General features: G+C 38.9%; 16 protein-coding genes. 10 read left to right on the top strand and 6 right to left on the bottom strand.

Annotation, left to right across the window (positions count from 1 at the left end; translation table 11 throughout):
* Window positions 1-24: 24 nt before the first annotated feature.
* The 7 genes from H602_RS0112705 (at window position 25) to H602_RS18850 (ending at window position 6911) form a co-directional block, all read left to right on the top strand.
* Entirely contained in the window at window positions 25-1167 is a 1143-nt protein-coding gene (locus tag H602_RS0112705; protein ID WP_035759589.1) for a CapA family protein, read from the top strand.
* Window positions 1168-1248: 81 nt separating this feature from the next.
* Complete coding sequence (locus H602_RS0112700) at window positions 1249-2304, top strand: EpsG family protein (RefSeq protein ID WP_084404253.1); 1056 nt, start codon at window positions 1249-1251, stop codon at window positions 2302-2304.
* 57 nt (window positions 2305-2361) lie between these two features.
* On the top strand, window positions 2362-3261 hold the full coding sequence (locus H602_RS0112695; protein WP_026978336.1) for a glycosyltransferase family 2 protein: 900 nt from the start codon (window positions 2362-2364) through the stop codon (window positions 3259-3261).
* 6 nt (window positions 3262-3267) lie between these two features.
* Window positions 3268-4404, top strand: a complete 1137-nt coding sequence (locus H602_RS0112690; protein WP_026978335.1) for a glycosyltransferase — start codon at window positions 3268-3270, stop codon at window positions 4402-4404.
* Between the two features lie 141 nt (window positions 4405-4545).
* A complete protein-coding gene (locus H602_RS0112685; RefSeq protein WP_026978334.1) occupies window positions 4546-5154 on the top strand; it encodes a sugar transferase in 609 nt (202 codons plus the stop codon).
* Window positions 5155-5336: 182 nt separating this feature from the next.
* Window positions 5337-6005: an acetyltransferase gene (locus H602_RS0112680; RefSeq protein ID WP_035759586.1), complete on the top strand. Its 669-nt coding sequence runs from the start codon at window positions 5337-5339 to the stop codon at window positions 6003-6005.
* A 312-nt stretch (window positions 6006-6317) separates the two neighbouring features.
* On the top strand, window positions 6318-6911 hold the full coding sequence (locus H602_RS18850; protein ID WP_169516036.1) for a sugar transferase: 594 nt from the start codon (window positions 6318-6320) through the stop codon (window positions 6909-6911).
* A 789-nt stretch (window positions 6912-7700) separates the two neighbouring features.
* Here H602_RS18850 and H602_RS18845 read toward each other — a convergent pair.
* Complete coding sequence (locus H602_RS18845; protein ID WP_035759584.1) at window positions 7701-8138, bottom strand: hypothetical protein; 438 nt, start codon at window positions 8136-8138, stop codon at window positions 7701-7703.
* A gap of 299 nt (window positions 8139-8437) precedes the next feature.
* Here H602_RS18845 and H602_RS0112665 point away from each other — a divergent pair, with 299 nt between their 5' ends.
* Window positions 8438-8980 carry a hypothetical protein gene (locus H602_RS0112665; protein ID WP_026978332.1) on the top strand — a complete coding sequence of 181 codons (543 nt, stop codon included), beginning with the start codon at window positions 8438-8440 and terminating at the stop codon, window positions 8978-8980.
* 435 nt (window positions 8981-9415) lie between these two features.
* Window positions 9416-10099 (top strand): DUF421 domain-containing protein, encoded by a 684-nt coding sequence (locus H602_RS0112660; RefSeq protein ID WP_035759583.1) that lies wholly within the window; start codon window positions 9416-9418, stop codon window positions 10097-10099.
* A gap of 564 nt (window positions 10100-10663) precedes the next feature.
* On the opposite strand, the gene H602_RS19420 is transcribed toward H602_RS0112660, so the two are convergent.
* The 5 genes from H602_RS19420 to H602_RS0112635 form a co-directional block, all read right to left on the bottom strand.
* Window positions 10664-15409, bottom strand: coding sequence for a PAS domain S-box protein (locus H602_RS19420; RefSeq protein ID WP_051224495.1), 4746 nt, complete (start codon window positions 15407-15409; stop codon window positions 10664-10666).
* 16 nt (window positions 15410-15425) lie between these two features.
* Complete coding sequence (locus tag H602_RS0112650; protein WP_026978330.1) at window positions 15426-15863, bottom strand: response regulator; 438 nt, start codon at window positions 15861-15863, stop codon at window positions 15426-15428.
* Window positions 15864-16508: 645 nt separating this feature from the next.
* Entirely contained in the window at window positions 16509-16724 is a 216-nt protein-coding gene (locus H602_RS0112645; protein ID WP_026978329.1) for a hypothetical protein, read from the bottom strand.
* A gap of 3 nt (window positions 16725-16727) precedes the next feature.
* Window positions 16728-17129 carry a DUF5675 family protein gene (locus H602_RS0112640; protein ID WP_026978328.1) on the bottom strand — a complete coding sequence of 134 codons (402 nt, stop codon included), beginning with the start codon at window positions 17127-17129 and terminating at the stop codon, window positions 16728-16730.
* Between the two features lie 18 nt (window positions 17130-17147).
* On the bottom strand, window positions 17148-17906 hold the full coding sequence (locus H602_RS0112635; protein WP_026978327.1) for a diacylglycerol kinase catalytic domain-containing protein: 759 nt from the start codon (window positions 17904-17906) through the stop codon (window positions 17148-17150).
* 1313 nt (window positions 17907-19219) lie between these two features.
* On the opposite strand from H602_RS0112635, the gene H602_RS0112630 reads away from it, so the two are divergent.
* Window positions 19220-20356, top strand: coding sequence for a DegT/DnrJ/EryC1/StrS family aminotransferase (locus H602_RS0112630; protein ID WP_026978326.1), 1137 nt, complete (start codon window positions 19220-19222; stop codon window positions 20354-20356).
* Window positions 20357-20394: the final 38 nt, after the last annotated feature.

The raw sequence follows: 20394 nt of genomic DNA, 5'->3' as shown, positions 1-20394 counted from the left end.
TGCAATGTAAATTTTCTTTAAATAATGAATACTACTACCGAAGTAATTATCTGTGGCGATTTATGTCCAACTGTGGATACAGAAGCGCATTTTAAAGCGGGAGATCAAAATAAAATATTCAACGATTGTCTACCTGTATTCGAAAAAGCCGATTTGCTATTCGGAAATATCGAATTTGTACTAACCGACAATGCAAAATCCATTAAAAAAAGTGGACCAATTTTACATGGACCTACGGCATACGTCAGTATTTTTAAAGATGCAGGTTTTGATGTGGTGAGTTTAGCAAACAACCATATCAAAGATTGCGGAGAAGAAGGTGTCAAGTCCACACTGGAAGTTTGTGCAAAAGCAAGCATTGCTACGTTTGGAGCAGCAGAAAATTTAAATAAGGCGAAGCAACCCTATATTAAAATTGTTAATGGCTTTAAAATTGGCTTTATCGCATTTGCAGAACAAGAATTTAATTGTGCGGGTGAAAATGAGTATGGTGCTACCTTTTTTGACCCGTATGAAGATTTAGATTTGATAGAAGCAGTCAAAAAGCAAGTAGATTATCTGATTATAATTTACCACGGTGGCATTGAATACTACGAATACCCAAGCCCAATGCTGCAAAAAAAATGCAGAAAGTTCGTAGACAAAGGTGCCGATTTAGTGACGTGTCAACACAGCCATTGCATAGGAACAATAGAAAACTATAAAGATAAGGACATCGTGTACGGTCAAGGCAATTCCCTATTTGGATATAGAGAAGGCAATACGTCATGGAACCAAGGCTTGATGTTGAAAATTGAATTATCCGCAGAAAGGCACATGATGAGTTATCAAGGAATTACAGCTATTAAAGAGGGAGGCATACGACTAATGACGACCGAAGAAAACCAAAATCTTGTACATGAGCTGAGCGAACGTTCTAAACGCATTTATGATCCAAAATTTATAAAAGCGTCATGGGCTGCATTTTGTATCAAGAAAGAAAGTCTATATTTGCCACAGTATTTAGGACTGAACCGTTATTTTATTCACCTCAATCGCTTGACAAAAAACAAGTTGGTTAAAGTGTTATTTCCCAAGAAGTACCTGCGTTCAAGTCACAATATAATGCGCTGTGAAGCGCACAACGAAGTGATGCAAACCATTTTATACAAGCAGACTGCCGACTAATTGAACTAAAGCTTCTATGAGCTATTTTGAGCAGTAAAATACGTTGAATAAAACGCAAAATTAAAACACAGAACATAGTTTATGGTAATTTACTTTCTTCTCTTAGCATTCATCATGATGCTTTTAAGTACTACTACTACTTCCTCAAAGTCAGGGAATACAGGTTTTTACATCTCTATTGCTCTTTTGGTGCTGTTTGCTGGATTCCGAAATATAACCGTCGGCACGGATACAGGAAACTATGTGTACTATTTTATAAATCGCCCAGGTGGGATGTTCTCAGGATCCAATATCGAAAAAGGATTTCTTTTGTTACAAACCATTGCTCAAATGATTTCATTAAGTTATTGGAGTTTACTAACCTTAATTGCATTAACGGCAGTAAGTGGGTACGCTTACTTAATTAGAAAGGTTTCGGTCAATGTGCCGATTTCCTTCTTTGTGTACATTACTTTAGGAGCCTATTTGTTCTTTTTTAATGGGGCGCGTCAAGGATTGGCCGCTGGAGTTTTTGCTGTTGCATTGGTATTTCTTCTGAAAAGAAAATTGATGTGGTACGTAATTTGGGTTTTAATTGCATCTTTGTTCCACAGGACAGTGCTGATAATGCTTCCCTTTTACTTTTTATTGCATTTCAAATACAGTACGGGACGAATGATTTTGTTTTCGTTCCTCTCGTTTATAGGTCTTTCCTTTTTAAGTTTTTTTGTATCCTTCTTTGATGAGGGCGTGTCTGAGAGATATGGAGCATACATTGATCGTGGGGCTTCGGGTGGTTTCTTATTGGGATTGTTTTTCTTTGTGCTCTCGATAACTTTAATTTATTTTAGACGGAGAATACCAATTCAGGTCCAAAAAACCTACGACGTTTATCTGAATTTATGTGTTTTCAATTCCCTAATTTATTTGGTTGTAATCATTATGGGGGTTGACGTAAATTTCTTGCGTTTCTCGCAATATTTTTTAGCGGGTTACGTCCTGATTTGGCCGCTCATTTTTAAATATACGGACATTAAAACTGATGCATTGTTTAAGTACTTGTTTTATATGCTTCATTTGGGTTTCTATGGAGTATATCTTGCTAAAATGTCGAGTATGATTCCTTATCTATTTAATCTTGAGTTATTTGTGGGGTAATTGACAGGGTGTAATTCTGGAACAGGTGCCCTTTGTCCAAAAAATAAAATTATAATAATGAAATTAATAACAGTTTATACCCCAACTTACAATAGAGCTTTTTGCATCCACCAAGTATATGACAGTTTGTTAGCGCAAACAGAACAGAACTTTGAGTGGTTAATTATTGACGACGGATCTACAGATGAGACTGAAAATCTAGTAGCATCATGGATGAATGCAGCAACTTTGCCAATCACGTACATTAAGCAAGTGAACAAAGGAATGTTGGGAGCACATAACACTGCACATGCAGTACTCAAAACGGAACTAGCCGTATGTATAGATTCAGATGATTTTTTACCTAATGATGGAATTGAGAGAATCAGTAGTGTTTGGAAAAAATTTCGCAATGATGAATCAATTGGTGGAATTGTGGGATTAGACAGTTATAAGGATGGAAAAGTAATTGGCGATGCATTTCCAATAAATGAAGCACAAATTAAATATGCATCTGTTACAAAAATTAAAGGCGATAAGAAATACGTATTTAGGTCTAAAGTTTTAAAAGAATTCGGTCCATATCCTGTGGTTGAAGGAGAAAAATTTCCAGCGCAAGGCTATCTCTACCGAAAAATTGATAGTAAATACAATTTAATAGCCATTAACGATATTTTATGTATAGTAGAATATTTACCCGATGGAAATTCATTTAACAAGATCAGTTCATATCTGAAAAATCCGCAAGGTTTTATGATTCATAGAATTCTTATGATGGAAACCAGTGAAGGAATTAAGGATAAATTTAGAAATGCAATTCATTACGTTTCCAGTTGCATCATCGCAAAAAAAAGCAGCAAAATTGTAAGCAATAAATTTTATTACCTTACGATTCCTGCTGCACCGTTGGGACTATTACTCTCTTTTTATCTGAAATATAAAAAAGGGGGAAGTGTAAATAAAAAATTGAATGCATAATTAATTATGAGAATATTATTTGCAATTTCTGCTCCAATCAGTATTGTTTTACTGAAAGGCCAAGGTAAATTTAATACCTCCAAAGGAGCAAAGTTATTTTTAGCCACTTCTTATGATGAAAAGTACCTCCCCATTATCCAAGAGGAAGGATTTGAATTCAAAGAGCTAAAAATTGAACGCGAAATAGCACTTTTTAAAGATGCAAAGGCAGTTTTCGCAGCAATAAAAATCATCAAAGAAGTAAAACCAGATGTGGTAAACGCAAGTACGCCAAAAGCAGGTCTAATATTTATGATTGCATGCTTTTTTACAAGAGTCAAGTTTCCAATATTTACCTTAAGAGGACTTCGATCTGCAACACTCATTGGTTTTAAAGGAAGTATAGTCCGCTTGACCGAACGTATATCGTGTAACCTTGCAAAAAAAGTGGTAGTGATAGCGCCTTCACTGCGTGAGTATGCTGTAGATCAAGGTGTCTTAAGTAGACAAAAAGCAATTGTCATTGGGAAAGGGAGTAGCAATGGAATTAATACAGAACGATTTAATCCATCATCAATCGACTCTTTTGCAACTCAAGAACAGAAAAGGCAATGGAATATTCCAGAAAAGGGTTTTGTTTTTGGATTTGTTGGTAGAATTGTTAAGGAGAAAGGGATTGAAGAAATGTACCAAGCTTTCAAAGAAATTAGAAATAACGATACTTTTTTAGTTTTAGTAGGTGATCGCGAGACGGATGATGCTATTTCAGAATTGATATTTAAGGAGATGAGTGAGGACCTACAAGTACGTTTTATCCCGTTCACTAATGCAGTTCCGTTGGCAATGAGCGCCTTTGATGTATTGGTTCTATTTTCGTATCGTGAAGGCTTCGGCAATGTTGCTTTAGAAGCATCGTGCATGCAGAAACCCATTTTAGTATCAGATATTATAGGACTGAAAGATACTGTTGAAAATGGAATAACAGGATTTGCCATTGAAACTAAAAACAGTACAGCTTTAAGTCTAAAGATGGATGTGTACCGAAGCGATAAAGCACTAAGAGAAGAGCACGGAAAAAATGGAAGAAATAGAGTGCTACTTTATTTTAGTGCAGATTACATTCATGAGGAATTGTATAAAATTTATCAGTCGGGAATACAATAAAAGTTTAATCTTATTCAAGACTAGTAGATAAAACGTCTTAGTATTGCAAATAGAAACACGAGGTTCAAAAGTAAACTAAATTTGAGGACTCCCAAGTTGTCACATCTTTTGCGGCAAGTTTTTAAAAACCGAATAATTAAAATGTATAGAAATTTTTTTAAAAGTAAAATAGATTTTCTAATTGCGGTCTTCGGACTTCTGCTTCTAAGTCCCATCTTTATAGTGGCACTGATCGGTTTGTTTTTTGCCAACGACGGCAAACCATTCTTTCTTCAAGCGCGCCCCGGGAAAAATGCGAAAATCTTTAAGATCATCAAGTTCAAAACCATGAACGACAGAAAAGATGAAGAAGGGAATTTGTTGCCAGACCACGAAAGACTAACCACTATTGGTAGCTTTGTGCGTAAAACATCATTAGACGAAATTCCACAACTTCTAAATGTGCTAAAAGGCGACATGAGTTTAATAGGGCCTAGACCACTACTGGTGCAGTACCTTCCATTATATTCGGAAACCCAAAAACGCCGACACGAAGTACGTCCAGGAATTACAGGCTGGGCTCAAATCAACGGCAGAAATGCAATCAGTTGGGAACAGAAATTTGAATACGACGTTTGGTACGTTAACAACATCTCCTTTCTTTTAGATGTGAAGATTCTAATAAAAACAGTAAGGAAAGTGTTTATTAGAGAAGGTATTTCAGCTGAAGGAGAAGTGACAATGCAACCGTTTAGAGGTGAATTAAAATAAAGTCATAAATAAAAAAGTAAATAGCAGAGCTAATTGATTTATAGAGAGCTATTTATTGATTTCTAGCTTGACTAGAATGAAGTTTTTCGTAAATATTATATCGAAAATTCATATGTTGGGAATCATTAACGCGTACTCGGCCAGGTAATTAATAATTGTAAAATATTTTAAAAAATATAAAAATGGATAAAGATACGATACTGATTTTTGGCGCATCAGACCATTGCCGTTATGCAATCGATATTATAGAAAAACAGGGTGTGTTCAAAATAATTGGAATTTTGGACGATAACCTCGAATGTGGTGCAGATTACGGAGGGTATAAAATATTAGGAAAAGTATTTGATTTGCCAGATATTGTTACAACCCATTCTGTCAATCGAGGAATTATTGCAATTGGAGATAATTTCACGAGATTTAAAATCAGCGAAAAAATCAAAAGGTTGGTAGAAAAATTTGTATTTATTTCAGCGATTCATCCATCTGTTATTATAGGGAAAAATTCCAAAATAGGAGAAGGTAGTTTGCTAATGGCGGGTGTAATAGTTAATAATGATACAGTAATAGGGCAACATTGCTTTTTAGCAACTAAATCCTCGATAGATCATGACTGTTCAATGGCTGAATATTCAAGTCTAAGTCCTGGTGTCACAACTGGTGGAAATGTAAGGATTGGACTGTGTACTGCTATCGGGCTTGGAGCAAATATACTTCATGGAAAGTCCATCGGACAGCATTCAGTTGTTGGTGCGGGAAGTTTAATAGTTAAGAATATTGGTGATAATTTTGTTTCTTACGGGGTTCCTGCTAAAGAGATTAGGAATCGTAATCAGGGTGATAAATATCTTTAATTAATTTAAGCAAGATTAGATTTCCAATTAAGAGAACAAGGGGATATATAATAATGTAAGAAAAATTATTATATTATTATATAATTAATAATATCTTAATTTAAAAATTTTATAATTCTTAGTGGATAATGCTCAAATAAATGCTGCTCTTGTTATATCTTTTCAAATGAGCTGGAAGAAAAATTGTTGTATTTTAAATTTGTATCGAACCTAATAATGCTGTCTTTGCATGTTCAGCGTAATACTATTTGTGCTACGCTCTTCCATAGTAATAATTATGTCACTAAAACATACTAAACATCTAATTTAAAATTGATAATAAAACGCTTATTTGATTTTTTTTTAGCACTCTACGCATTGCTATTAGTTGGAACGATAATTGTAATCTTGATTGTCGGGGCTTCTATAGATACCAAATCCGTAGGACTTTTTACGCAAAAAAGAATCGGCAAGTTTGGAAAGCCGTTTACCATCTTTAAAATTAAAACACTAAACGATCGTACCAAAACGATTTCGCTATGGGGCGCCTTTTTACGCAAATCAAAACTAGACGAGCTCCCACAACTTTTCAACATTCTAAACGGCACAATGTCATTCGTTGGCCCAAGACCCGACATTTCAGGATATGCAGATAAATTAGAAGGTACCGACAGAATCATAGTAACGGTTCGCCCCGGCGTAACCGGACTCGCCTCTCTAAAATACCGCAACGAAGAGCAGACCTTAGCACTCCAGCAAAATCCACTTCAGTACAACGATACCATCATCTGGCCGGACAAAGTCAGAATCAATAAATGGTATGCAGAAAACCGCAACATTCGAATGGACCTTGTAATCATGATGCATACTTTTATTCCAATCAAATTTGATGTGGATAATTTTATAAAAGACCAGTGGCCTACTTAAATTACCTTCTTTTAAATCGGTAGCGAACTGGCCAAGTAAAGGCGGAGTCTGTCACTGTACCACCATTCTACATCTAATATAGTGCAGGGATCGTTAATAATGAAAATTAGTTTTTACGTAAGAAAAAATGCTGCGAACTCACAGACATTCACAGAGCGGAGATGTACTACTTCTTTGTCACTCCGTAGGAGTCTATTACGATGTGGCTCAACATTTAATTTAGAATAAAAGACAAATTATTTTCAAAAGTATATCTTGTGCTGCGAAGTCACAGACATTCGCAGAGCAGTAGCGCAATGTGCCACTTCTTTGTCACTCCGTAGGAGTCTATCACGATGTGGCTCAACAAATCATCTAGAATAAAAGACAAATTATTTTCAAAAGTGTATAAAGTGCTGCGAAGTCGAATACATTTGCAGAGCAGTAGCGCGATGGTTGTGCATAATGAAAATTATTTTTTATGTAAGAGCAAATGCTGCGAAGTCGCAGACATTCGAACAGCGGAGTTGTACTACTTCTTTGTCACTCCGTAGGAGTCTATTACAATGTGGCTCAACTTATAATCTGGAATAAAGGCAAATTCTTTTTTGAAAGTATGTAAAGTGCTGCGAAGTCACATACCTTCGCATAGCGGGGCTGCACTAAAGAAATGCTTTTCCACACTACCGCGTCCAACTTCAACATCCTTCTTCCAATGCCTAACTTCCAATGCCTAACTTCCAATTTCTCAGCACCGAAATCAACCTCCCGAATCTACCACTATAAACCTTCAGCTGAAAACCGGTACCATCATAAATAGACATAACACGCATAGGCGGTTAAACCAAAAATGATGTGTGCTGCTAGGAGTTGCAAATAATAACCGATAAAATCTATTTTAGGTTTATGATGTGTATATCTGAAAATGAAGACCCATCCTAAGATTCCAATTATACCGCTTATCGCTCCTAGTAGTAAACCAGATTCCCAACGAATAAAAGGCAGTTGATACGTCCAAAGCAAGTGATAGCAAACCACAAAACCCAAACCGATACAATAATGAAGAATCCATGCGAGAATGCTTTTCAAGCGTTCTGAAACTTTTAACTGGAGTTCATCTAGAAAATAGGTCAGCAAAACAGGTTCCTTATATAGAGCTCTAAAAGTAGCTGAAATGATGTAACTAAAAGCAGTCATCGTGACCATGGCAAAAAAAGCACAAATTAAAAGACGATAGAATAAATGCATAACAAGAACTTTTAAAATTTTATATTTATGTTTAGTAAAATTAATACAAAAAGAAAAAGGGAATGTACAAGCGTATTACTTTATAGCATCACCATTCGTAATTTGCAGAGTATCCCCGATGATATTTTGATATTCTTAGATAGTTTAAAATTATATAAATTTTCTGACAATTTAAAACGATTGAAGTCGGTATAAAGTAAATGATCTTAAATAATATAAAAAGCGTTTATAATTGTATAAAAGTTTTTACATAAAGGAGTAATAAATTTGACATACTATCAATTTTAAAAAAAACAACTATGGAAAATGCACACAACACAGAAAGTAAAAGTAGACCCATGTTAACAGGGATGTTTGCTGATCGAGATCGTACAGAAAGAGCATACAGTACTTTATCGGAACGTGGCTACACGAATGATGATATCAATTTGCTAATGTCCGATGATACAAGAGAAAAATACTATTCGGATAAAAACGACCATTCGGACTTAGGGACAAAAGCGGCTGAAACGGCAGGTACTGGCTCCGCTATCGGAGGAACACTTGGTGCAATTGTCGGTGTCATCGCTGCGATCGGAACTAGTATCGTAATTCCGGGTCTGGGTATTATTGTAGCAGGTCCATTAGCCGCGGGACTAGCCGGTGCGGGTGCGGGTGGAATTGCAGGTGGAATCATTGGTGCACTTGTAGGTTCAGGTATTCCCGAAGACCGAGCCAAAATTTACGAAAAGGGCATCAAAGACGGGCATGTAGTTTTAGGGGTTCACCCTAGAAATGAGGAAGATGCTGCTTATTTTGAAGACAATTGGAGAGCCAACGAGGGCCGAGATATTTATCGTTAATTATCGCGTACTGTCTTTAAATATAGGTAATTGGAGTACAGGCGCCACTTGACTTGTCAACAAACGTAAAGTACTGAACTTAATAGTAATTTAAATAGCCACAGTTAAAAAAGAGGGAGACGCAAGTAGCTTCATCATCTTTTTGGCTGTGGCTTATATATAGGTGCAATTTTGCAAATAAGAGAAATTAATACCCAACTGATTTTAAATTATACCAAAGCGACTAAAGCTAAGTGTACACATCTTATGGTTCAGCAGCAGGAGCAGCAGGATTTTTAGAAGGAGTAGTTGACGATCTTAAAAAGAATTAATCCTATACAGGAATACAAGTAAGTTGTGCGTACATTTTATTTAGAGAATGGAACCAACTTGGAATAGGACGCATTAACTGTTACCAGTTATACGCTAGATATCAATAATTAAAATGTAAATAGAATGGATTGGAAACAATTAATAATGGGTGAAGAAGACTTCAGTTTCTTATGGGAAGTGTTACTGCGAACGTGTATTGTTTTTCTTTTTTTAATAGTTATGCTACGATTAACTGGAAAAAGAGGGGTAAAACAGTTGTCAATTTTTGAGATGGTAATGGTAATAGCGCTGGGATCTTCGGCAGGTGATCCAATGTTGTATAAGGAAGTTGGGCTACTGCCGCCAATTTTAATCTTTACCATTATTTTAGGCATATATAGAGGGATAGTCTTTGTAATCACACGCTCAGAGCGGTTTGAGGAAGTATTTGAAGGCAAGACCACCTATATAGTCAAGGAAGGAGTAAATACCTCTACATCGAAAGACTATCATGAATTTGCCTCAGACGAATTTTTTGCGGAACTGAGAGCTCAAGGCATTGAACATTTAGGGCAGGTGAAAGAAGCAGTTTTGGAAACCAATGGTGAAATAAGTGTACTTTTCTATCCAGACAGTGCTGTAAAAGAGGGGCTGCCAATATGGCCCGAACTTTACAATAGAAAAGTAGAGCAGACAGTGGAGCCAGGAACTTATGCATGCAGCAACTGTGGATATGTTGAACATTTAGAGGCATTCGACATGATAAAATGTTCAAAATGCACAAATAAAAAATGGGTCAAAGCTATAGCGACTACCAGAATTTCATAGAAAATTTTCCCGATAGCGTGGTTGCAACCCGATAACGCGGATTTGCAATCCGTGCCTACCAACACAAACCTTTAACATTAAAAAAAACTTGTCGTGTTGATTAAATTACCCCCGCTCCCCCACTCTGCGAAGGTCTCCAACTTCGCAGCATTCATCTCAAAAGAGCTGGATTGCTAACAAAACATTAAAAAAAGAAAGCTATTTTTACAGTGCTCGATAAAACAGACAATACCGTAAGTCAAATACAACGCTGCGAAGTCACAGACATTCGCAGAGCGGAGATGTACTACTTCTTTGTCACTCCGCAGGAGTCTATTACGATTTACCTCAACATATAATTTAGAATAAAAGACAAATTATTTTCAAAAGTGTATCAAGTGCTGCGAAGTCACAGACATTCGCAGAGCAGTAACGCGATGATTGTAAATAATGAAAATTATTTTTTATGTAAGAACAAATGCTGCGAAGTCACAGACATTCGCAGAGCGAATCACTTTTTCAAGCCACGTCAACTTTTTTTCAAAAGTGCGATGAAGGGGCTGCCAATGAGTAGGTGCAATCCATTTAGGCTGGGATATAAATATCAAAAAGGGCACCCTGATCAGGTACGCCGGATGCGGTGATGAAGCCCTTGTGATTGTCGATGATTTTTTTGACGATTGCAAGACCGATTCCGGTTCCGGCAAATTGTTCTTTGGCATGCAGGCGTTGAAATACTTCAAATATTTTCTCCTTGTAGTCTTGGGAAAAACCGATGCCGTTGTCCTTGATGGAAATTCGACAATACCGTTGGTCTGGCGCTAAAATTTGGTGGTCAAAATCGGAGCCGTTGCCTACTTCAGCGTTCACAATGATTATTGGAAGCACTTTTTCTCTTGTAAATTTCAAGGAGTTGCTGATCAAATTGAAAATAACTTGCCTAAACTGTAAGGTAATTACGTGCAGTTCACACGAATGAACTACTTGTAAGGTGGCCTGTTTTAGAATGATTTCTTCGCTTAAATCTTCACGTACTTCTGAAATTATTGCGTCAAGAGTTGTGTGTTCTAAAATTCGTTCTTGAAAGCTAGAACGCGAATAAACCAATAAATCTTGGATCAAGGTCTGCATGCGATGTGCTGCATTTTGTATTCTTTCAAATTTCTCAAACCCGCTGACAGACAAGTTAGCAGCTTCCTTAGATTTAATTTGAGAGGCAAAAATCTGAATTTTACGCAATGGTTCTTGCAAATCGTGGCTTGATATATAGGCAAAGGATTGCAGCTCCTTGTTCATTTTTTCTAGAGCATTGTTTTTCTGATTGATTTCGCTTGTTCGTTCTGTGACCTGTTTTTCAAGTTCATAGGTAAACATTTTTTGATCTTGAACATCTGTACTGGTTCCCACCCATCGGGTAATTGTACCACTTTCATCCCGTTGTGGAACTGCTCGACTCAACTGCCAACGGTACGTCCCGTCTTTTCTTCTAAAACGGTGTTCGTATAAAAAGTCTTTTCCGGTTGCAATGGATGCAAGCCAAAGCGTTTCATTTTCAACACGATCATCTGGGTGTACAATTTGCATCCATCCGTCTTGTAGCAGCGCTTCTAAAGTCAAACCAGAATAGGCAAAAACAAATTGATTGAAATAGATAATATTTCCTTGAGGATCTGCGGTCCAGATATGTTGCGGTATGGAATCGGCCAACAACCTAAATTTGGCTTCGCTTTCCATTAAAACGTGCTGGAAATTCCTTTCGTCATTGATGTCTCTAGACGTTCCAATTATTTTATAGGGTTCATTTTCGGCATTAAAATATACTTTCCCCTGCGTTCTGATCCATATAATGCTTCCGTCTGTTTTTATGATTCGGGCTTCGTAGCTGTAAATTCCTTTTTCTTTGGCTGATTTTCTGGCATTGAGTACAAGGGGCAAATCTTCAGGATGCACTTGAGCGCTGATTATTTTATGGCACAATACCGCTGATGCATCGTATCCAAACAACTCTGCAAGGCTTGGCGAGTGGATGATGGTTTGATGCACTAAATCCAAATCCCAAGTGGCAATTCCCGTTGCTTCGGTGGCCAGTCGCAGACGTTCTTCCGTGTTTTCAACTTTTTTACGTGCGGTAACTTTGTCGGTAACATCGTTGACCGTGATCATGATGCCACTAATAATCCCATCAGTTTCAAACAAGGGTGCATACTCAAAATCCAAGTAAAATTCTTTGGTTCCGTCTTCAGCTGCTATGAGGGCTAACGATTCTTTCTCACTATGTGTGGTACCCGAATTATAAACAGAGTGGAGCAAGGCAGCATACTTTTGTTCTTTTAATTCTGGAAAGAGCTCCAGAATAGGACGTCCAATGACGTCTTCTCGCTTTTTGCGCCAAATGTCGTGCAACATTACGTTGTTAGCAGATTCAATAATGTAATCCGTTCCCCTTAAAATAGTCATCGGGATGGGCGATTGCATCACCATATTGCGAAAATGGGCTTCACTTTGTTGTAATAAATGTTTTGCTTTTACCGTGTTGGTTACTTCTGTAGCCACCACCATAATTCCGGAAATTGTACCGTTTTCTTCAAATAACGGGTGATAAACGAGGTTGAAATAGGTAAGCTCGACTTTTCCGTTTCGTTTTAAATTAGCAGGCAATTCATTTGAGTGAAAGGGTTCTCCTGTTTTTAGGATAGCATTGAAAAGAGGTTCCACCAAATCTTTGACCTCGGGTAAGGCTTCAAAAAGGGGAATACCAATTAGCGTTTCGGTCGTTTTATCCACTAAAGCAAGATAGTTATTGTTGGCAATTTCAGTGATAAAATCCGTTCCTCGGAAAATGGCGATGCCAAGTGGGGCTTGATATACTGAGTTGCGAAATCGCTTCTCACTTTCTTCTATTTTTTGTTGCGCTTGATGCAATTCGGTAATATCAGCTGCAGTATTCATTACGCCGTAGATGGCGCCTGCTGCATCAAACAAAGGGGTGAAACTATAGTTGAAATAATGGGATTTTAAAATCGAATTGTGTTCGAGATCCACCCGTTGGTTGATCGCATGAAAGGGTATGCCGGTGCGAAAAACGTCCTGAATTTGCTTAAAAATCTTTTGTTCTTTTAATTCCGGTAAGACGTCCGTATAGCGTTTGCCCACCACTTCATTTCCCTTGCCCCACGCATCCATAATGGATTGATTGGCCAAAGTTATTTCCATCTCCTTGCCTTTATACACGCCAATTGGAAAAGGGGCGCTTTCCACTAAGGCACGAATGCTTTCTTCGCTTTCTTCGGCTTTTTGTCGGGCATATACTTGGGCACTAACGTCAAATCCGATGACCATGATCCCTGTAATTTTGTCCTTCGCATCATACAAGGGTTCATAAGAAAAGTTGACATAAACGGTTTCCGAAACGCCATTTTTAATAAAGGCTATCGCAAGTTCATTGGTAGAAAAACGCGTGCCAGTAGCGACCACTTCATCTAACAATTCTTTTATCCCTTGCGTCTGCAACTCAGGCATGGACTCAAAAATGGATTTATGAAGTACCTCTTCTTCTGTTCGACCCCAAAGGGCCAATACATTTTTGTTGGCAATTTCAACCCTATAAGCCGCACCACGCAAAATAGAAATAGAAATGGGAGCCTGTAAAATCATAAGTTTTAAATTCTCCTCGCTTTCTGTAATTTTATTTCGAGCAAGCACCTGTTGGGTATGATCGATCACCCAAACGGCTACTTTTACCACCGTTCCTTCCTCATTTTTTAAAGGAGCATAGACAAAAGTGATGAACAGAGGCTCTAGTGTTCCATGCCGGTGCAATAAAACTTCTACTTCATTAAGGTGAAAAGGGAGTTCCGTTTCAATGACTTTTTGAAGTTCTTTCTCATAAATAATCTTAGTTTGTCCAAAAGTATCCCAATAGTAGTTCCCATAAATTTCATCATAGGTTTTGCCTACAATTTCAAGAAAACGGTCGTTTACATTCTCGGTGCGTAGTGTTGAAGCATTGATCACACAAATGCCGATCGGGGCTTCCAAAACCATATTTTTGGTCAGTTCCGCATTCAATGCAGTAAGTCTTCGTGCGTTTGTTTGGGCAGTGACATCCTCTAAAGTTCCGTTAAAACGGTAAGCCACTTTATCGGAAGTAAACCACGCTTTGCCCTTAGCGTGCAAAGAAATTTCTTCTTTCGAGATCGGATTGATAATCCTATATTCAATATCATACTGGCCGCCAGAGGAGAAATCAAGTGCAGTTGTAATAGCGTGTGCCACTTTTGACTTGTCACTCTCTACGATAATATCAAGGGCATTTGATAAATCAATACCTTCATTCTCGGACAGTCCAAACCACTTTTTCAACCTGTTATTTGCCGAAAAGGCGTTGGTAAAGGGGTTAAAATCAAATGTACCCAATTGAGCCGCTTCAATGGCAAATTCTAATTCCATCTTGCTATCAGACAGTGCTTCCTCCGTTTCTTTTTGGAGGGTCATGTCGGTATTGGAACCAAACCATCCGATAACGGCTCCTTCCTCATTTTTTACAGGTAAAGCACGCGAAAGAAAGGATCTGTATTGGCCATTGGCTCCTAATAAAGGATAGATGAGTTCAAAAGAAGTGCCTGATGATAAGGCCGCTTTCCACTCTTTTAGTACGATAGGAAGATAATCAGGATGGATGACTTGTTGCCAATCCCATCCCATAACCTTGTCGGGAGTTGTTCCGGTATAATCATACCATTTCTGGTTGTACCAATACAGAGCGCCCTCTTTTGTGGTCATCCATGCCAAATTTGGAATATTATCGGCCAAGGTTTTAAAGCGTTCTTCACTGGCTTTGAGTTGGTCGGCGACTTCCTTCTTACTTGTAGTTTCAATTACAGTAATTAAAACGCCACCCACTGCGCCATTTTCCAATGGAATCGGACTATAAGCAATTTCAAAATAACTAGCTTCTAAAGTGCCATTTCTGTTGATTGGAAGAATTAAATTTTGAAAACCAGCAGGTCCACCGTTCATAATACCATCAAAAAGTGACTCGATGCTATTCCCAATATCGTATAATGAAGGTGCAGCACCTGTACCCAAATGTTCAGAATGTGTGGTGGTGCCTAAAAGGGGGCGGTACCCATCATTATAGATTTGTGTGTGTTCTTTTCCCCAGGCAATGTACATTCCCAAGGGAGCGTTAAGCATCACGGATACCATGGTGCGTAAGGTTCGAGGCCAGTTTTCAGGAACGCCCAATGGAGTAGTACTCCAATCTTTTGCTCTGATCAATGCACCCATTTCGCCACCACCTTGCAAAAAATAAGTATTGGTATTCGGCATAAGTATCCGTTAAGAGTTAAGGTTGAATGATAAAATGATTTCGAGCCGGTTGAGTAAAATTAGAAACGTCCACACGGCGAATCGCCTCCTCAATGACATACTTTAAAGAATCAAATTCCCCTGGTTTCCGGATGTAATAACTAGCACCATTTGCGTACAAAGAGTGAATGACTTCAGTATCAAAAGACGTTGAAAAAATAATTACAGGCAACTGCTTAAGATGTTCGATTGATCTAATTTCGGATAAACATTCAAAACCTGATTTTAAAGGCATATTTAAATCCAGAAAAAGAGCTTTAGGTAATCTCGAAGTAGATTGAGTCAGATACGCCATTAGTGCTACACCATCATTTACAGTTGTGAGTATGCAATCCATAGGTAACTCATCTAAAGCCTCTTGAAAAAAAAGACAGTCGTCACAATCGTCATCAGCTAGTAAAAGGTCGTGCATCATTAGTACTGTTTATGTTGGTTAGGTTGCCCTACGCTATGCAAAATATAAAGTACACAGCAGGAACCGGTCTTATAGTTAAAAACCGTTTCAAAAATACAGAAAAAATTTTTAACTATTCCAGCTGTGACTTTTTTTAGGTCATTTAGCTGTCACTACACTAAAAAAGCACTTCCCCAGACCTCGTAGCGAACCACCAACTTCGCAACACCTCAATCACCATCAAATAACGCACCGCCCTGCAACAGCTCCAATTTCGCAGCTTTTAAAACAATTCGATAGACAAAAACAGTAAAAACAGCTTTTTTAGTAGCATTTGGAAGTAGGAGGTAACCACACTACGACAGCAAGGCAGACCACATCGCATGTATTGCAATATAGTAACAATGGACAACTCGACCTTAAAAATGAGGTACAAATGCGTACAGAAGCAAAAAAAAAAGCCAGATCCGAGGACCTGACTTAAAAAAGTTAAAGATAAAAATTTAATTTTTGCGACGAGCCAAAAGCCATTTTAGTAATACCGAAACCACAAAGCTAACGAGGGCTCCGATTACAGCTAAAATAACAGTGCGTAAGAAGTCGTCTGAGTTGAGGTTAGGACCGATACTCAAGAAAGTGCCACCTGCCGTTCCGCTGAGGGTGGTATTATTCGGAGTCATTGCGGACACTGAGTTGGCTCACCGCCGTGATAACGCCTCCGGCAACAGCCAAGTAACCGCCTAAACTCAATACTGCGGCAGGCAGTAAGATAGGGGAGGTGAGTACAGTAGCGCCTGCGGCTGCAAGCGTTAAACCAATAGTACGAAGTACTTTAAAAAATTTCGGAGTAGGAGCAGCAGCTCTTTTTACTATTTTTTTCATAATTTATAATGTAGAAGTGATACGTAATTCAACCTGTTCATTCCGTTCTAAGGCGGCATAAACAACTGTTTTCAGTTTACTGAAAGCAGAGCGCGACATCAGTCCTAAACCAGGACCGGACAATTGGCAAACCGGTGCAATACATCCTTGCAACTCAGTTAAAGCGTCATTGGCGGGGTGAAATAAAATCAACTGCCGGTTATAAACTGCAACGACTTCAAGATGCCATTGAAATTTACAACTGTAACGCTTGCGAATAAAATAAATCCCCTCGGGTATGCACGAAATGCGGGCTTCGTTTTCCTTCCAGGGCAACTCAATGGTGTAGCAAATAAATGTGCCATCCGCATGAAGCTGACCGTTGGTTCCGTCGGGGAAATAAGTTCTGTTTAAAAATAAGAGCATCGTTAAACAGCTGAAATATTAAACACCACCATCAACTTTCAAAATCGTAAATGCGTTAAAAGCACCATTGTTAAGAGGGTAGAAGATGCTGTTGACTTCTTGATAGAATTCAATCCCCAGGATTAAAAACAGAGGAGCAGTGGTAGCTACAGGCAACGCATTCACTTGAGTAAGTACAGCGGTTTCAACCATGTTCCAAGGAAGAGGTGCAGTTTCAGAAGTGGCCAGCGTAAAAGTACCAGCGACGAAATCGACCACTGCCCCTGCAGAGATAATTTTGTAATGAGTAGAACCACTAGGAGCGGAAATCATACTCAACGGACTAAAAGGCGGAATAGCGACCGTCAATGCTCCGGTTCCGCGATCAATTGAGGCGTCGATTGGTGCGAAGAACGTGCTGCTCAAGGAAGAGCGAATGTTAAATTCGAAACCAACGAGCAGTTCGGCCTCGCCATCGATGACGTTTCGAAGACCACGGACACTAGTAGCGTCTGCTTTAATAACCTTCATCATCTGCTGTGTCAGTCGTGACGTCATGCGGCCGTCACTCGCGTTCATTAAAATACTGCGAAAGGCAGTTCGCAGTAACTTGCCAGAAATTCCCGCACGTCCAAATTCAGAACCATTCTCCCGAGTGCGCTGAAAAGCAGGATCTGTAGCCATGCGCTTCGCGTCAACGCCTCCCTTTTCACGAGCCAAATGCCCGTCTTTCGTTTTGTAGAAGGTAATATCTCCGATAGTCCCTCTCAACTTGATTATGCCTCTTTGCTTTGCCATAATTTCTAAAATTTAAAATTAAAAAACTCATTTAAAATCCGTTCAATCATACGTTCGTTGCAACTTTCCTCCGATTGAGTGATACAAAGATTAAAGGTTTTAAGATCAGTTCCTAACAGTGGCAGTACCAGATGGCACAAAGCGACATAAGTGGCAAAAATCGACACGAATGTCCTGCCTTTTTAAGTGCGTTTTTATTAACTTGCACCTATCCTGAGCCTAAAGTTGGGAGCAAAGTATCCACTAAATGCATTCCATGGCAGTAGGCGAAGCCAAAACCATAAATCGGTAACAAACAATACAATCGTACAAGGCAACGAAACGATCTAATGATTTAAATGAGTAGTGCATTACGATAATAATTGCCCGTGCAATTGAAATTGAGGTTGATCGTGATTTACCCTTGAATTTGCCGTTGAATTTGCCGTTGAATTTGTTTTGAATTTGTTTGTGTTATTAAAGTTGAAATGACCATTTACAATGAAATCAGGTAGAAGCCACAAGTAGGGATAGTGTATAGATAGTGTATAGATAGTGTATGAGTAGTGTATGAAAAACCAGCACAAAAGGATCTGCATTTATCCGAAGGACATTCAAACGGTTACAGGCAAAAGCTACAGACAAAGTGTCAGGATTTTCTCGGAAATCAAAAAAAGCCTCAATCGAAGCAGCAGTCAGTTGCTTTCAATTGAAGAATTTTGCACATACACCGGATTGTCAAAGCAAGAAGTCGAGCCCCTAATCCTCGGATAAACCCCCATTGGGATAGTAGTAAAAAGTACGAAAGCACAACCCCGCCACCCAAAAACCCGTTCAAAAATCAGCAAGCACAACGAAATTCCTACTTCCATCTTCCATCTTCCAGTTTCCGTGCTACATCTTTCATTTTTCCTCTTCCCGCTTGTCACTCCCAATTTATATAATGCATTTCCCTACTTCCCATTTCCTAAAACTCCCTTCCAAATCCATCCCTCTAAACGGACCACTGACCACTTCTCAACCCCGCTCTGCGAACGTCTCCGACTTCGCCGCATTGCCTATCACTTACAGTAATTCCGCTCTGCGAAAGTCTAAGACTTAACAACATTTCATACACTTTTAAAAAATAATTGATCTTTTATATCAAATTATAAGTGGCACCAATTAAGAAGTAAAACTAAAGGAAAGGAGTGTACACAATCCAAGGATTACTTCCTCCCAAATCCATCCCACTATACGGACCACTGCCCACTAACCACCTCCCCCAACTCTCATAAAAAAAACTTAAAATATAAATCTAAAAATTGTACATTTGCAGCTAATTCAAATTCATCATGCGAGATAAAATATGGTTGTCTTCCCCACACATGGGAGGTGCAGAGCAAAAGTTTGTACAACAGGCGTTTGACGCCAATTGGGTTGCGCCATTGGGACCTAATGTTAATGGATTTGAAGAGGATTTAAAAGTCTACCTTGGGGAAGAGGTACATGTTGGAGCCTTGAGTTCCGGAACCGCTGCGTTGCATTTAGGATTGGTGCTTCTAGGAGTGCAAGCAGGGGATGAGGTGATATGCCAAACCATGACGTTCTCGGCGTCTGCCAATCCAATCCGATATTTGGGAGCAATACCCGTTTTTGTAGACAGTGAAGAAACAACCTGGAATTTATGTCCAATCGCGTTGGAAGAAGCAATTACGGACCGCATTGCTAAAGGGATAAAACCGAAAGCAATCATAGCAGTGCATTTGTATGGGATGCCGTATCAAGTAGACGAAGTGCATGCAGTTGCAAATAAATACAATATTCCAATTTTAGAAGACAGCGCGGAAGCTTTGGGAAGTACATATAAAGGAAAAAAATGCGGAACTTTTGGAGCGATAGCGGCTTTGTCATTCAATGGAAATAAAATAATTACAACCTCGGGTGGAGGCGCTTTAGTGGCACACACGCAGGAAGTGAAAGACAGGGCAGTTTTTCTGTCGACGCAAGCTAGGGATGCTGCACCACATTACCAACATTCAGAAATAGGGTACAATTATAGAATGAGCAACATTTGCGCAGGGATTGGCCGTGGACAAATGGAAGTGCTAGACAAGCACATCGGATACCGCAGAAACATGCACGATTTTTACATCAATTTATTTGCTGAAATTCCAGGCGTGACCGTGTTCAAAGAATCCAGTGGCGACTATTTCTCAAACCATTGGCTTTCGGCAATTACAATAAACGCAGAAGAAGCAAACGGCAAGACGGCGGAAGGTTTACGATTGCATTTAGAGCAAGTCAACATTGAGAGCAGACCTCTGTGGAAGCCGATGCATTTGCAACCGGTTTTTGCGGAATTCCCGTATTACGGGAGGACTGTAGCAAAGGACTTATTCGAAACGGGATTGTGTCTGCCTTCAGGGTCAAATTTAAACGACAGCGACCGCAAGCACATCGCGGAGCACGTTCATCAATTTTTTAAATAGTTTCAAGAGAAAAGCGTCCAATTTGAGGCGTTTGAACG

The organism is Flavobacterium tegetincola DSM 22377, assembly GCF_000425485.1.
GTDB lineage: Bacteria > Bacteroidota > Bacteroidia > Flavobacteriales > Flavobacteriaceae > Flavobacterium > Flavobacterium tegetincola.
Note: the sequence above shows the minus strand (reverse complement) of the source record. Positions and strands in the feature narration are given on the sequence as shown.

What these genes read in the sequence shown, in the direction of transcription:
- H602_RS0112705 (WP_035759589.1), top strand. Translation starts at nt 25, where the DNA reads ATGAATACTACTACCGAAGTAATTATCTGTGGCGATTTATGTCCAACT.
- H602_RS0112700 (WP_084404253.1), top strand. Translation starts at nt 1,249, where the DNA reads ATGGTAATTTACTTTCTTCTCTTAGCATTCATCATGATGCTTTTAAGT.
- H602_RS0112695 (WP_026978336.1), top strand. Translation starts at nt 2,362, where the DNA reads ATGAAATTAATAACAGTTTATACCCCAACTTACAATAGAGCTTTTTGC.
- H602_RS0112690 (WP_026978335.1), top strand. Translation starts at nt 3,268, where the DNA reads ATGAGAATATTATTTGCAATTTCTGCTCCAATCAGTATTGTTTTACTG.
- H602_RS0112685 (WP_026978334.1), top strand. Translation starts at nt 4,546, where the DNA reads ATGTATAGAAATTTTTTTAAAAGTAAAATAGATTTTCTAATTGCGGTC.
- H602_RS0112680 (WP_035759586.1), top strand. Translation starts at nt 5,337, where the DNA reads ATGGATAAAGATACGATACTGATTTTTGGCGCATCAGACCATTGCCGT.
- H602_RS18845 (WP_035759584.1), bottom strand. Translation starts at nt 8,138, where the DNA reads ATGCATTTATTCTATCGTCTTTTAATTTGTGCTTTTTTTGCCATGGTC.
- H602_RS0112665 (WP_026978332.1), top strand. Translation starts at nt 8,438, where the DNA reads ATGGAAAATGCACACAACACAGAAAGTAAAAGTAGACCCATGTTAACA.
- H602_RS0112660 (WP_035759583.1), top strand. Translation starts at nt 9,416, where the DNA reads ATGGATTGGAAACAATTAATAATGGGTGAAGAAGACTTCAGTTTCTTA.
- H602_RS19420 (WP_051224495.1), bottom strand. Translation starts at nt 15,409, where the DNA reads ATGCCGAATACCAATACTTATTTTTTGCAAGGTGGTGGCGAAATGGGT.
- H602_RS0112650 (WP_026978330.1), bottom strand. Translation starts at nt 15,863, where the DNA reads ATGATGCACGACCTTTTACTAGCTGATGACGATTGTGACGACTGTCTT.
- H602_RS0112645 (WP_026978329.1), bottom strand. Translation starts at nt 16,724, where the DNA reads ATGAAAAAAATAGTAAAAAGAGCTGCTGCTCCTACTCCGAAATTTTTT.
- H602_RS0112640 (WP_026978328.1), bottom strand. Translation starts at nt 17,129, where the DNA reads ATGCTCTTATTTTTAAACAGAACTTATTTCCCCGACGGAACCAACGGT.
- H602_RS0112635 (WP_026978327.1), bottom strand. Translation starts at nt 17,906, where the DNA reads ATGGCAAAGCAAAGAGGCATAATCAAGTTGAGAGGGACTATCGGAGAT.
- H602_RS0112630 (WP_026978326.1), top strand. Translation starts at nt 19,220, where the DNA reads ATGCGAGATAAAATATGGTTGTCTTCCCCACACATGGGAGGTGCAGAG.